The following is an 11,564-nucleotide window of genomic DNA, read 5'->3' as shown; positions in this document are numbered from 1 at the left end:
CCCGTTCTCCGGCTCAGAGATCAGCGGACGGCCCTGATCGGGGGCAGCTTAGAATGCACCGGCCCGCTACGCTAAACCACCACAAAAACCGATGTATCTCTGCTGACCAGGCGTTCCACCGGCCTCACGCAGCGGAGTCAGCGTCCCGTGGAGGGAACTCCCTGGTGAGCACTGTCCTCGTCAAACGCAAGGAGCGCAGGAAGCCCCCGCCGGCTCCCAAGGGGGAATTGCTCCTGGAATCGCCTCCGGAGATCCCGGAGATGCAGAGCGGCGGCATGCAGAACGTGCTGACCTACCTGCCGATGGCCGTCATGCCGCTGATGATGGGGCTGATGTTCCTCGGCGGCGGGACGCGCAGCCCGCTCATGATGGTGAGCAGCGGCGGGATGGCGCTCGCCATGGGCGGCATGATGGTGGGCCAGCTCGGCCGCGGGTCGGGCGAGCGCAAGTTCAAGCTGAACGGGGCCCGCCGGGACTACTTCCGCTACCTGTCGCAGGCCCGCCGCAAGGTGCGGCGCGCCGCCGACCAGCAGCGCGAGTCGCTGGAGTGGAACTCCCCCGAGCCGGGCTCGCTCTGGTCGCTGGTGATGAGCGCCCGCATCTGGGAGCGCCGCCCCACCGACCCCGACTTCGGCAACGTGCGGATCGGCGCCGGCCCGCAGAAGCTCGCCGTGCAGCTGATCCCGCCGGAGACCAAGCCGATCGAGGACCTGGAGCCGATGACGGCGGGCGCGCTCCGCCGCTTCGTGCGGGCGCACTCCACCGTCCCGAACCTGCCGGTGTCGGTGTCGCTGCCCTCGTTCGCGCGGATCCTGCCGGCCGGCGACCCGGACGCGATCCGCGCCATGGTCCGCTCGATGATCGCGCAGATCACCGCGTTCCACTCCCCCGACGACATGCGCGTCGGGGTGTGCGCGTCGGCGGAGAACATGCCGCACTGGGACTGGGTGAAGTGGCTGCCGCACGCCATGCACCCGACCGTGCACGACGCCGCCGGCCCGGTCCGGCTCATGGCGCACTCGCTCGCCGAGCTGGAGGCCATGTTCGGCCAGGAGGTGAAGGACCGGGCGCGGTTCACGCCCGGCATGTCGCAGGCCGACCTGCCCTACCACGTGGTGATCGTGGACGGCGGCGCGGTCGGCGCCGACTCGCAGATCGGCGCGGACGGCATCGAGGGCGTCTGCGTCATCGACCTGTCCGGCCACACCGCGCCGACCAGCGACAACACCATGCTGCGGCTGCGCGTGGCGGCCGACCGGATGGCGATGCTGCGCCGCGACCGGACCGGCAAGGACGTGCCGACGTCGCTCGGCCGCCCCGACGACTTCAGCTACGTGCAGGCCGACGGCCTGGCCCGCCAGCTCGCGCCGCTGCGCGCGAGCGCCGCCGCCGGCCCGGAGATGGACGCGCTGTCGGCGAGCACCACGCTGACGTCGCTGCTGAACGTCGGCGACCCCGCGTCGCTGGACCCGCGCGTCGCCTGGCGCCCGCGCGCGCCGCGCAACCGGCTGCGCGTCCCGATCGGCGTGGACACCGACGGCCGGTCGGTGGAGCTGGACATCAAGGAGGCCGCGCAGGGCGGCTTCGGCCCGCACGGCCTCTGCATCGGCGCGACCGGCGCCGGCAAGTCGGAGCTGCTGCGCACGCTGGTGCTCGGCCTGGCGATGACGCATTCGTCGGAGGTGCTGAACTTCGTCCTGGTCGACTTCAAGGGCGGCGCGACGTTCCTGGGCATGGACGGCCTGCAGCACGTCTCGGCCATCATCACCAACCTCGAGGACGAACTCCCCCTGGTCGACCGCATGTACGACGCCCTGCACGGCGAGATGGTCCGCCGCCAGGAATGGCTGCGCGCCGCCGGCAACTACGCCTCCCTGCGCGACTACGAGAAGGCCCGCGAGCAGGGCGCCGCCCTCAAACCCATGCCGACCCTGTTCGTCGTCCTGGACGAGTTCTCCGAACTGCTGTCGGCCAAGCCCGACTTCGCCGAGCTGTTCGTCATGATCGGACGCCTCGGCCGCTCCCTGGGCGTCCACCTCCTGCTGGCCTCCCAGCGCCTGGAGGAGGGCAAGCTGCGCGGCCTGGACACCCACCTGTCCTACCGCATCGGCCTGCGCACCTTCTCCGCCATGGAGTCCCGCGTCGTCCTCGGCGTCCCCGACGCCTACGAACTCCCCCAGGCCCCCGGCAACGGCTACCTGAAGATCGGCACCGAGACGATGACGCGGTTCAAGGCCGCCTACGTGTCGGGGCCGTACAAGCCGGAGGAGGACCCTCAGAAGCAGGCGAGCGCGCCGCGCCGGCCCGGCCAGATCGTGCCGTTCACCCCGTCCTACATCCAGCCGCAGCAGCAGCCCGAGCAGCCGGGGCGGCAGCGGCGCCGCGAGGACGAGGGACCGCAGATCTCCATGTTCGACCTGGTCGTCAAGCAGCTCGCCGGGCACGGCCCGCCGCCGCACCCGATCTGGCTGCCGCCGCTGGAGGACCCCTCCACCCTCGACCAGGTGCTGCCGAACCTGCAGAACACCCCCGAGTTCGGCCTCACCACCGCCGGATGGGACGGCCGGGGGCGGCTGCACGCGTTCGCCGGCATCGTCGACAAGCCCTTCGACCAGCGCCGCGACCCGATGTGGCTGGACCTGTCGGGCGCCGCCGGCCACGTCGGCGTCGCCGGCAACCCGCAGGCCGGCAAGTCGACGGTGCTGCGCACGCTCATCACCTCGCTGGCGCTCATGCACACCCCGCAGGAGATCCAGTTCTACTGCCTGGACTTCGGCGGCGGCACCCTGGCGAGCCTCGCGGACCTGCCGCACGTCGGCGGCGTCGCCTCCCGCCTCGACCCCGACCGGGTGCGGCGCACCGTCGCCGAGGTCGCGGCCCTGCTGGAGTCGCGCGAGCGGTTCTTCACCGAGCGCGGCATCGACTCCATCGGCACCTACCGGCGGCTCCGCGCCGAGGGCCAGATCCCCGGCGACGGCTTCGGCGACGTGTTCCTCGTCGTGGACAACTGGCTGACCGTCCGGTCGGAGTTCGAGCAGGTCGAGTCGACCGTCACCGACCTCGCCGCGCGCGGCCTCGGCTACGGCATCCACGTGGTGGCCTCGTCCAACAAGTGGTCGGAGTTCCGCACCACGATCCGCGACCTGTTCACCACCCGGCTGGAGCTGAAGCTCGGCGACCCCTACGAGTCGGAGATGGACCGCAAGCTCGCCGCGAACGTCCCCGAGGGGCGCCCCGGCCGCGGCATCACCCGCGAGGGCCTGCACTTCCTGTCCGCGCTGCCGCGCATCGACGGCCAGGCCGACCCGGCCACGCTGATGGACGGCGTCAAGCACCTGGTGCAGAGCGTGCGGGCGGCGTGGGGCGACCGGCCGCGCGCGCCGCAGGTGCGGATGCTGCCGGACGTGCTGCCGGTGTCGGCGCTGCCGCAGCTCAACCAGACCGGCAAGCGGGTGCCGATCGGCATCGACGAGAACACCCTCGACCCGGTGCTGCTGGACTTCGACGCCGACCCGCACTTCGTCGTCCTCGGCGACAACGAGTGCGGCAAGTCGAACCTGCTGAAGCTGCTCGTGGAGTCCGTCCAGGCGCGCTACACCACCGACGAGGCCCGCATCATCATGCTGGACTACCGGCGGGCGCTGCTGGACTCGGCCGAGAGCGACCACGTCATCGGGTACGCGGCGTCGTCGACGGCGGCGCAGTCGCTGATGAAGGACACCCACGGGGCGCTGGCGAACCGGCTGCCCCCGTCCGACCTCACGCCCGAGCAGCTCCGCAACCGGTCGTGGTGGAGCGGCGCGGAGCTGTTCCTCGTCGTGGACGACTACGACCTGGTCGCCACCCCGTCGGGCAACCCGCTCGCCGGGCTCGCCGAGCTGCTGCCGCAGGCCCGCGACATCGGCATGCACCTGATCCTCGCCCGCACCATGGGCGGCGCGGGCCGGGCCATGTTCGACCCGGTCATGCAGCGGCTGAAGGACATGGCCAGCCCCGCGCTGATCATGTCGGGCAACAAGGACGAGGGCGCGCTGTTCGACGTGCGGCCCTCGCCGCAGCCGGTCGGCCGCGGCACGCACGCCGACCGGCGCGCGGGCAAGCGGCTCATCCAGACCGCGTTCGTGGGCGACCCGCGGCAGGGCTGACCGGACGCCGGAGGGGGCGGGGGCCGGCCGGCCCCCGCCCCCTCCGGCGTTCCCGCGCGGCTCAGTCCTCGGCGCGGTCGTCGCCGGCGGGGACGGCGGCGCGGGCGGGCCGCCAGCCGCGGCGGCGTCCGCGCGGGATGACCACGCCGCCGAACGCGACGGCGAGGCCGGCGCCGAGCGCGCCCGCCGCGATCCCGAACGCGATGTTCCGGGTCCGGTGGTCGGTCGGCGGGACCGGCGCGATCGGCACCGCGCCCGCGAGCGGCCGGGTCGCGGCGGCGTCCACCTTGGCGTCCGGGTCGAGCTGCGCGGTCACCGCCGCGAACGGGCTGATCATGCCGTGGCCGCTGCCCTGCCCGTTGCCGCCCTCGGCGGTGATGAGGATCCGGTTGATGACCTGCTGGTAGGTCAGCCGCGGGAAGTGCGACCGGACGAGCGCGGCGACGCCCGCCGCGTAGGGAGCGCCGAAGCTGGTGCCCTCCAGGCCGCCGATGTAGCCGCGGCCCTGGATGGAGATGATGTCCTGGCCCGGCGCCGACACGTCGATGCGGGTCTTGATGTTGGAGAAATCGCTGATGCTGCCGTTCTGGTCGACGGCGGCGACCGACAGCACGCCCGGGTAGTTCGCCGGGTAGGACTCGCTCTCCTTGGCGTTCGCGCGGTCCTGCTCGCTGACGTTGCCGGCGGAGGCGACGATGAGGACGTCGTGGGCCTTGGCGAACTGGACCGCCGCCCGCAGCTGCGGGGTGTCGCCCGCGTCCACCGACACGTTGATCACCTTGGCGCCCCGCTCGACCGCCCACCGGATGGCCCCGGGCAGCAGCGGCCCGTTGCCGGACTCGCCGGTGGTGAACTTGGCGCTGAGCAGCCGCGCGGCCGGCGCCACCCCGTAGAAGGGGACGTTGGACTTGCGCAGGTCCGAGGCGGCGATGATGCCGGCGACGGCGGTGCCGTGCCCGTAGCAGTCGGTCGTGCTGGTCCGCGTCGCGTCGTAGCGGTCGACGACCTTGCCGCGCAGCTGCGCGCTGCGGTCGTCGATGCCGCTGTCGACCACGGCGACCTTGACGCCCTCGCCGCGGGTCGTCGTCCAGACCTGGTCCAGGTCGAGCCGGCGCTGCGCCCACGGCTCCACGGTGATCGCCGAGGCGGCGGCGCCGTCCACCCGGTCGCACTTGGCGTTGCCGCCCGTCCCCTGCCCCTCGACGAACTTGGGGGGCTTCCTGGTGGGCTTCGGCGTCGGCTTCCTCGTCGGCTTCCTCGTGGGCTTCCTCGTGGGCTCGGCCGTCGGCCGCTTCGTCGTCGCGGCGGCGGCCGGGCGCGCGCCGGGGGCGCCCGGGGCGCCGGGCGCGGCGACCGCCGACGCGGACGCCGCGACGACGGCGGACAGGGCCAGGCAGCCGGCGCCGGCGGCCAGTCCAGGGATACGCATTCGCTCGCCTCTCCCGCATCGCGGACAACGGCAAGAACCCTAAACGATGGGAAGGCCGCATAAAGGATCCAGTGCCTCCCCGGGTCCGCAACGGCAGGACCCCGCCGCCCCGGACGGGGCGGCGGGGTCCTGGCGGGACCGAGCCGGATCAGATCGCGACCTCCAGGGAGGCCACCTCGCCCGTCCTGGCGCTCACCGGGTTGTCGGTGCTGACGCCGCCGGCCGCGAGCACGCGGACCGTCCAGTCGCCGTCGGCGGCGAAGAAGCGGAACACGCCCTCGTCGCCGGTGACGACCTCGGCGGTGAACTCGCCGGTCGCGTCGAGCAGGCGGGCGTAGGCGCTGGCCACCGGGCTGCCGTCACGGGTGACGGTGCCCTGGATGACGGCCTCGTTGGCGAGGTCGACGGTGGCCGGGAGCTGCGCGGTCTGCGCGGGCGCTGCGCATCCCTGGGTCATGATGATCCTCCTTCTCCGCCGGCACGGCGGGTGTCGCTGATCCGCTGGAGAGCGGGGGAAAGCTCGGTTCGGGGCCTAGCGGTTCGTGCGGGTCGTGCGGGTCCTACTTGGCGTCGCCGAGCTCGACGGGGACGCCGACGAGCGAGCCGTACTCGGTCCACGAGCCGTCGTAGTTCTTGACGTTCGGCAGGCCGAGCAGCTCGTGCAGGGCGAACCAGGTGTGCGACGAGCGCTCGCCGATGCGGCAGTAGGCGATGGTGTCCTTGGTCAGGTCCACGCCGGCCTCGCTGTACAGCGCGCGCAGCTCGTCGTCGGACTTGAAGGTGCCGTCATCGTTGGCCGCCTTGGACCACGGGATGCTGCGGGCGGTCGGCACGTGGCCGGCGCGCTGCGCCTGCTCCTGCGGCAGGTGGGCCGGCGCGAGCAGCTTGCCGCTGAACTCGTCGGGCGAGCGGACGTCGACCAGGTTCTCCTTGCCGATCGCCTCGACGACCTCGTCGCGGAAGGCGCGGATGGACAGGTCCTGGTCCTGGGCCTTGTACTGGGTGGCCGGGCGCTCGGGCACGTCGACGACGAGCTCGCGCGAGTCCAGCTCCCACTTCTTGCGGCCGCCGTCGAGCAGCTTGACGTTCTGGTGCCCGTACAGCTTGAAGTACCAGTACGCGTAGGCGGCGAACCAGTTGTTGTTGCCGCCGTAGAGGATCACCAGGTCGTCGTTGGCGATGCCCTTGCGGGACAGCAGCTCCTCGAAGCCGGTCTTGTCGACGAAGTCGCGGCGGACCGGGTCCTGCAGCTCGGTCTTCCAGTCGATCTTCACGGCGCCACGGATGTGGCCCTTGTCGTAGGCCGAGACGTCCTCGTCGACCTCGACCAGCACGAGGCCGGGGTCGTCGATGTGGGCCTCGGCCCAGGCGGCGTCCACCAGGACGTCGGTGCGGCTCATACGGGAACCTCCCTGTCGGAGTGACTCTTCGTGGTGATGCGGCGGACCAGCAGGTACGTCTCGCAGCCGAGGCAGAACCCGAACGCCGCGTTCAGGAACGCCGCCGCCAGCGCGAGGGCGGTGGCACCGAGGCCGAGCCAGGTGATCCCGAACCCGAACCCCGCCACGCCCGCCAGCGCGAAGGCCAGGCCGACGCCCTGGGCGAACCGGGGCGGCGCCTCGGGCTCGGTCTCGGCGGGCGGCCCGATCCGGGGCCGGACCGCGACCTTGTACAGCCACCCGTAGGGCGCGAACCGCAGCCCCAGCAGGGCCCCGGCGGCGAACACCGCGGCCTGGACGGCGAGCAGCGGGCCGCTCCCGGTGATCAGGACCACGACGAGGACGGCCGACGTGAGGGCCGCGCCGAAGCGCTGCCCACGCGGATCTACGTGCATCGGTTTCCCCTGCGGGAGAGAGCGTGCGTTCGGAGCTGGAGGACGGAGGGCTCGGGCGGCCGGGCGGCCGGGCGGAGCGGCGGGCTCGATGCCTCAGACAGCGCGACAGAGCGAGGCGGCCACGCGGCAGAAGTCCACCGCGCGACGCTTCGTGAGCATCTGCTCTGTCCAGTAACGCACGTCCTCGATGGTAAGCCGACATTGCGGCGCTGTCACTTCCGTCTCGCTCCCCGAGACAGTGACGTACGTCTTGTTGCAGGTCATCGCGGGCATGGCCCATCCTGTGGCGCCCGCGCCCCGGCCCGCGCCGCTCACGTGACGGCCTCGCCGAGCGCGGAGATCACGTCGGCCTTGCGCGGCTGCCCGGACGCGCGGCGCACCTCGCGGCCGGCGGCGTCGAGGACGAGGACGGTCGGGGTGCGGAGCACGCCGAGGCGGCGGACGAGGTCCAGGTGCGCCTCGGCGTCGAGCTCGACGTGCGCGACGCCCTCGACCATGCCCGACACCTCCGCCAGCACGCGGCGCGTCGCCCGGCAGGGCGCGCAGAACGCGCTGGAGAACTGGAGCAGCGTCGCCCGCTCGCCGAGGTCGGCGCCGAGGTCGGCGGCGGCGATCGGCTCGGCCACGGCACCGCTCCCCTCGCGGCGCGCGCGCAGCACGCCGTCCCGCTTCCGCTTGATGAGTCCGAAGGCCGTGGCGGCCAGCAGGACCGCGACGGCGACGATTGCGCCGGTCATATCCCTAGCGACAACCGCGCGGACGGCCGAATGCTTCCCGCGCCCGCGCCCGCACCCGCACCCGCACCCGCGCCGTCACGCCGGGATGGTGAGGAGCGGCTGCCCGTCCACGGTGACGATCTCGAAGGAGTACAGGTCGTCGCGCTGGAACCGGGTGGACGCCTCGTACTCGCCGTAGCCCTTCTCCGCGGGCACCGACCAGCTCCCGAGGACGTCGTGCTGGCCGTTGCGGGCGAGCACCCGCAGCCGGCAGTTGGAGCCCTTGGCGACGCCCGCCACGTAGATCTCCAGGCTGGTGCCCCACCGCTTGCGGCTGACCAGGACGTAGCCCTTCACGCCCGTCCGCGCGTTCACCGCGGTGAGCCGCTCGACGCGCGCGGACGGCTCCGCCGACACCGACGCCGGCGGCACCGGGCGCTGCTCGCTGACCGTCCTGCCGCGGGAGCCGCCGAGCAGGCCGCCGGCGATGCCGCCCGCGACGAGCAGCGCGCACGCGGCGGCGGCGAGCGGCGTCCAGGGCAGGCGCCGCAGCCGCCGGACGGGGCGCTCGTCCTCGGCGGCGCGGGCGAGCAGCGTCTCCAGCAGCTCGGGCGGCGGCCCGGCGAGCTCCTCGATCTGCCGCTCGTCGACGCGGCCGAGCAGGGCGGGCAGGCCGGCGAGCCCGGCGAGCTCGTCCCGGCAGGCCGGGCAGCCCTCCAGGTGCTCCTCCAGCGCGGTGCGTTCGGCGGGGTCGATCGCGCCGAGGACGTACACGCCCAGCGCGCCGCGCGTCCGCGCGCATTCGGTCACGGCGTCACCCCCCGCTCCTCCAGCGCGAGTTTCAGCGCCCGCAGCGCGTAGTACGTGCGGGACTTCACGGTACCGGGCGGGATGCCGAGCGCCTCGGACGCCTCGGCCACCGACCGGCCCCGGTAGTAGGTCTCCACCAGCACGGCCCGGTGGGCCGCGCTGAGCTGCGCCAGCGCCTCGGCGACCGTCCAGGACTCCAGCGCCCGGTCGATGTCGTCGGCGCCGACGGCGGCGTGCGCGACCTTCTCGTCGTCGATCTCGGTCTCCTGGGGGCGGGAGCGCCGCGCCCGGTGCGCGTCCACCACCAGGTTGCGCGCCACCGTGAACAGCCAGGGCCGCACCGGGCGCCCCGTCAGCGCCTCGGGGTGCCGCCAGGCGCGCAGCAGCGTCTCCTGGACGACGTCCTCGGCGTGCGCGCGGTCCCCGCCGGTCAGCCGGAGGACGTAACCGAGCAGGGGGCCGCCGTGCTCGCCGTAGAGCGCGCGGAGCAACGCCTCGTCTGCAGTGGGACCCACACCACTGACACGTCTCCGCGGCACGACCGGTTCAGTCCTCCATGACGAATTCCGGTCAGTTCGCCGGGAGCTCGTTCAGGTCGACGTTCTCGGCGGTCGCGGCGACGCGCAGGCCGGCGTCGGTCGGCTCGATCCTGGTGATGCGCGACCCGACGGGCAGGTTCGTCACCGGGACCGTCCACTGGAGCTGGGCGACCTGCGCGACGGGCAGCTGGAGACCGGCGCTGCTCACCGTCACCGGCTTGATCGTGATGCCCTTCGCCGACGGCGTCACCTTCACGACCGCGTCGCCGGTGAGCCGGAGGCCGAGCAGGGTGCCGGCGAGGCCGACCTTCAGGTCGTCGCCCTGCTTGGCGATGCTGGTGACCTGCTCGGGCGCGTTCTTGCGGATGACGTCGTAGGGGATCACGGCGGAGGCCGTCGCGGTCTCGGCGGTGATGCGCCCCTGCTCGCCCTTGGTGACCTCCTTGACGGGGGCGTTCACGCCGCGCATGTCGATCCGCACGTCGCCGACGGTGACGCCCTGCTCCGTCCAGTTGCCGATCTTCACGTCGATCCGGTCGTAGTTCCCCGACACCGCCTGGGTGAGGAACGGGACGCCGTGGATCGTCACGTCCGGGCGCTGCGCCAGCCGGTACTCGGCGGCGATCTGCTTGCCGATCTCGTCCTGCGCGACCCGGACGCCGACCCGGTCGGCGACCACCAGGCCGACCGCCACCAGGATCAGCAACACCAGCAGTACCTTGCGCATGGCTCTCCTCGCCCCTTCGGTGATCGTTCCTCACCCTAGGGGGCGCGGCGGGCCCGCGGAGTCGCCTTGCGGGGTGAGCCGGCGGCGCCCGGGGTCACCCGCGCGGGCGGCCCGGCTGTGATCTCAGCCACCCGCGAAGGGCGGCAGCACCTCGACCACCGCGCCGTCGGGCAGGTCCACCGCGTCGTGGGGGCGGGTGCCGACGGGGGCGCCGTCGATCAGGAACGAGCTGCGCGCGAGGACCCGCGCGAAATCGCCCGCACGGCCCGGCCGACCGGACGCCTGGACGAGCGCGTCCGCCAGCGTCGCCGCGTCGTAGGGCTCCTCGCCCGTGCCCGCCGCCGCCTTCGCCGCGGCCCAGTACCGGATCGTTCCCGTCGCCATGGGTCCAGCGTCTCATTCGCGCTACGGCCGTCGCGCGGCGGACATCCCCCCCATTGCCCCGCCGGACGCCTCGGATATGCTCACGGTGAGGGATCCGGGCGATGAGGCCAGGAGTTCGCGCGGCTGGCCTCCCAGGGAGCCGGCGCGGACCGCCTGGTTCCCGGGACACCCCTTCGGGGCGAGGAGGCGGCACTTGAGCAGCTTGCTCCTGCTGACCAACGCGTTGGAACCGTCCGATGAGATCCTGCCCGCGCTCGGGCTGCTGCTGCACCCGGTGCGCGTGGCCCCCGCGGAGGGCTCGGCGCTGATCGACGCGCCGCCCGCGGACGTGGTGCTGGTGGACGCCCGCCGCGACCTGGTGCAGGCCAAGAGCCTCTGCCGGCTGCTGCGCACGACCGGCCTGGACTGCCCGCTGCTGGCGATCGTCACCGAGGGCGGTCTCGCCGCCCTCAGCCCCGAGTGGGGCCTCGACGACGTGCTGCTCCAGTCGGCCGGCCCGGCCGAGGTCGAGGCGCGGCTCCGGCTCGCCGTCGGGCGGGCCGCGGCGGTCGGCGAGACCGACGACGTCCCCGGCGAGATCCGCAGCGGGGAGCTGACGATCGACGAGGCGACCTACACCGCGCGGCTGCGCGGCCGGGTCCTGGACCTCACCTTCAAGGAGTTCGAGCTGCTGAAGTACCTCGCCCAGCACCCGGGGCGGGTCTTCACGCGCGCGCAGCTCCTCCAGGAGGTGTGGGGCTACGACTACTTCGGCGGCACCCGGACGGTCGACGTGCACGTCCGGCGCCTGCGCGCCAAGCTCGGCGCCGAGTACGAGAGCCTCATCGGAACGGTCCGCAACGTCGGCTACCGGTTCGTCCCCGACCACCGTCCGGGCGAGACCGAGGAGGCCGCGCCCGTCGCCACCTGAACCGCCCCGAGACATGCCGGAACCGCCGTCCCCGCCCCTGCGGGACGGCGGTTCCGGCGTTCCGGGGGGC

12 protein-coding genes are annotated in these 11,564 nt (G+C 73.3%); 2 read left to right on the top strand and 10 right to left on the bottom strand.

Going from position 1 to position 11,564, the window contains the following annotated elements:
• Positions 1–164 precede the first annotated feature (164 nt).
• Positions 165–4,145: a type VII secretion protein EccCa gene (gene eccCa / locus K1Y72_RS22935; protein WP_220168478.1), complete on the top strand. Its 3,981-nt coding sequence runs from the start codon at positions 165–167 to the stop codon at positions 4,143–4,145.
• A gap of 61 nt (positions 4,146–4,206) precedes the next feature.
• Here eccCa and K1Y72_RS22930 read toward each other — a convergent pair whose 3' ends face one another.
• The 10 genes from K1Y72_RS22930 to K1Y72_RS22890 form a co-directional block, all read right to left on the bottom strand.
• Entirely contained in the window at positions 4,207–5,574 is a 1,368-nt protein-coding gene (locus tag K1Y72_RS22930; protein ID WP_220168477.1) for a S8 family serine peptidase, read from the bottom strand.
• Positions 5,575–5,722: 148 nt separating this feature from the next.
• Complete coding sequence (locus K1Y72_RS22925; RefSeq protein WP_220168476.1) at positions 5,723–6,031, bottom strand: DUF1416 domain-containing protein; 309 nt, start codon at positions 6,029–6,031, stop codon at positions 5,723–5,725.
• A gap of 103 nt (positions 6,032–6,134) precedes the next feature.
• Positions 6,135–6,974, bottom strand: a complete 840-nt coding sequence (locus K1Y72_RS22920; protein ID WP_220168475.1) for a sulfurtransferase — start codon at positions 6,972–6,974, stop codon at positions 6,135–6,137.
• Positions 6,971–7,408: a DUF4395 domain-containing protein gene (locus K1Y72_RS22915; RefSeq protein WP_220168474.1), complete on the bottom strand. Its 438-nt coding sequence runs from the start codon at positions 7,406–7,408 to the stop codon at positions 6,971–6,973. The genes K1Y72_RS22920 and K1Y72_RS22915 overlap by 4 nt, the downstream gene beginning before the upstream one ends.
• 93 nt (positions 7,409–7,501) lie before the next feature.
• Positions 7,502–7,567, bottom strand: coding sequence for a putative leader peptide (locus K1Y72_RS37615; protein WP_372452972.1), 66 nt, complete (start codon positions 7,565–7,567; stop codon positions 7,502–7,504).
• Between the two features lie 152 nt (positions 7,568–7,719).
• A complete protein-coding gene (locus K1Y72_RS22910) occupies positions 7,720–8,145 on the bottom strand; it encodes a TlpA family protein disulfide reductase (protein WP_220168473.1) in 426 nt (141 codons plus the stop codon).
• A 75-nt stretch (positions 8,146–8,220) separates the two neighbouring features.
• Positions 8,221–8,934, bottom strand: a complete 714-nt coding sequence (locus K1Y72_RS22905) for an anti-sigma factor family protein (protein WP_220168472.1) — start codon at positions 8,932–8,934, stop codon at positions 8,221–8,223.
• Positions 8,931–9,449: a sigma-70 family RNA polymerase sigma factor gene (locus K1Y72_RS22900; protein WP_308287191.1), complete on the bottom strand. Its 519-nt coding sequence runs from the start codon at positions 9,447–9,449 to the stop codon at positions 8,931–8,933. Before K1Y72_RS22900 ends, K1Y72_RS22905 begins: the two co-directional genes overlap by 4 nt.
• Before the next feature lie 55 nt (positions 9,450–9,504).
• A complete protein-coding gene (locus tag K1Y72_RS22895) occupies positions 9,505–10,200 on the bottom strand; it encodes an LmeA family phospholipid-binding protein (protein WP_220168470.1) in 696 nt (231 codons plus the stop codon).
• 123 nt (positions 10,201–10,323) lie between these two features.
• A complete protein-coding gene (locus K1Y72_RS22890; RefSeq protein ID WP_220168469.1) occupies positions 10,324–10,584 on the bottom strand; it encodes a MoaD/ThiS family protein in 261 nt (86 codons plus the stop codon).
• A 193-nt stretch (positions 10,585–10,777) separates the two neighbouring features.
• On the opposite strand from K1Y72_RS22890, the gene K1Y72_RS22885 reads away from it, so the two are divergent.
• Positions 10,778–11,494: a winged helix-turn-helix transcriptional regulator gene (locus K1Y72_RS22885; protein WP_220168468.1), complete on the top strand. Its 717-nt coding sequence runs from the start codon at positions 10,778–10,780 to the stop codon at positions 11,492–11,494.
• The last annotated feature ends 70 nt before the right edge of the window (positions 11,495–11,564 follow it).

Origin of the sequence: Actinomadura parmotrematis, assembly GCF_019458805.1 — a bacterium.
Classification (GTDB): domain Bacteria; phylum Actinomycetota; class Actinomycetes; order Streptosporangiales; family Streptosporangiaceae; genus Spirillospora; species Spirillospora parmotrematis.
The sequence above is the reverse complement of the archived record's forward strand: the minus strand, read 5'-3'. Positions and strand labels throughout refer to the sequence as shown.

Coding starts and splice junctions, on each gene's coding strand:
- K1Y72_RS22930 (WP_220168477.1), bottom strand. CDS start 5,574: ATGCGTATCCCTGGACTGGCCGCCGGCGCCGGCTGCCTGGCCCTGTCC.
- K1Y72_RS22925 (WP_220168476.1), bottom strand. CDS start 6,031: ATGACCCAGGGATGCGCAGCGCCCGCGCAGACCGCGCAGCTCCCGGCC.
- K1Y72_RS22920 (WP_220168475.1), bottom strand. CDS start 6,974: ATGAGCCGCACCGACGTCCTGGTGGACGCCGCCTGGGCCGAGGCCCAC.
- K1Y72_RS22915 (WP_220168474.1), bottom strand. CDS start 7,408: ATGCACGTAGATCCGCGTGGGCAGCGCTTCGGCGCGGCCCTCACGTCG.
- K1Y72_RS22910 (WP_220168473.1), bottom strand. CDS start 8,145: ATGACCGGCGCAATCGTCGCCGTCGCGGTCCTGCTGGCCGCCACGGCC.
- K1Y72_RS22895 (WP_220168470.1), bottom strand. CDS start 10,200: ATGCGCAAGGTACTGCTGGTGTTGCTGATCCTGGTGGCGGTCGGCCTG.
- K1Y72_RS22890 (WP_220168469.1), bottom strand. CDS start 10,584: ATGGCGACGGGAACGATCCGGTACTGGGCCGCGGCGAAGGCGGCGGCG.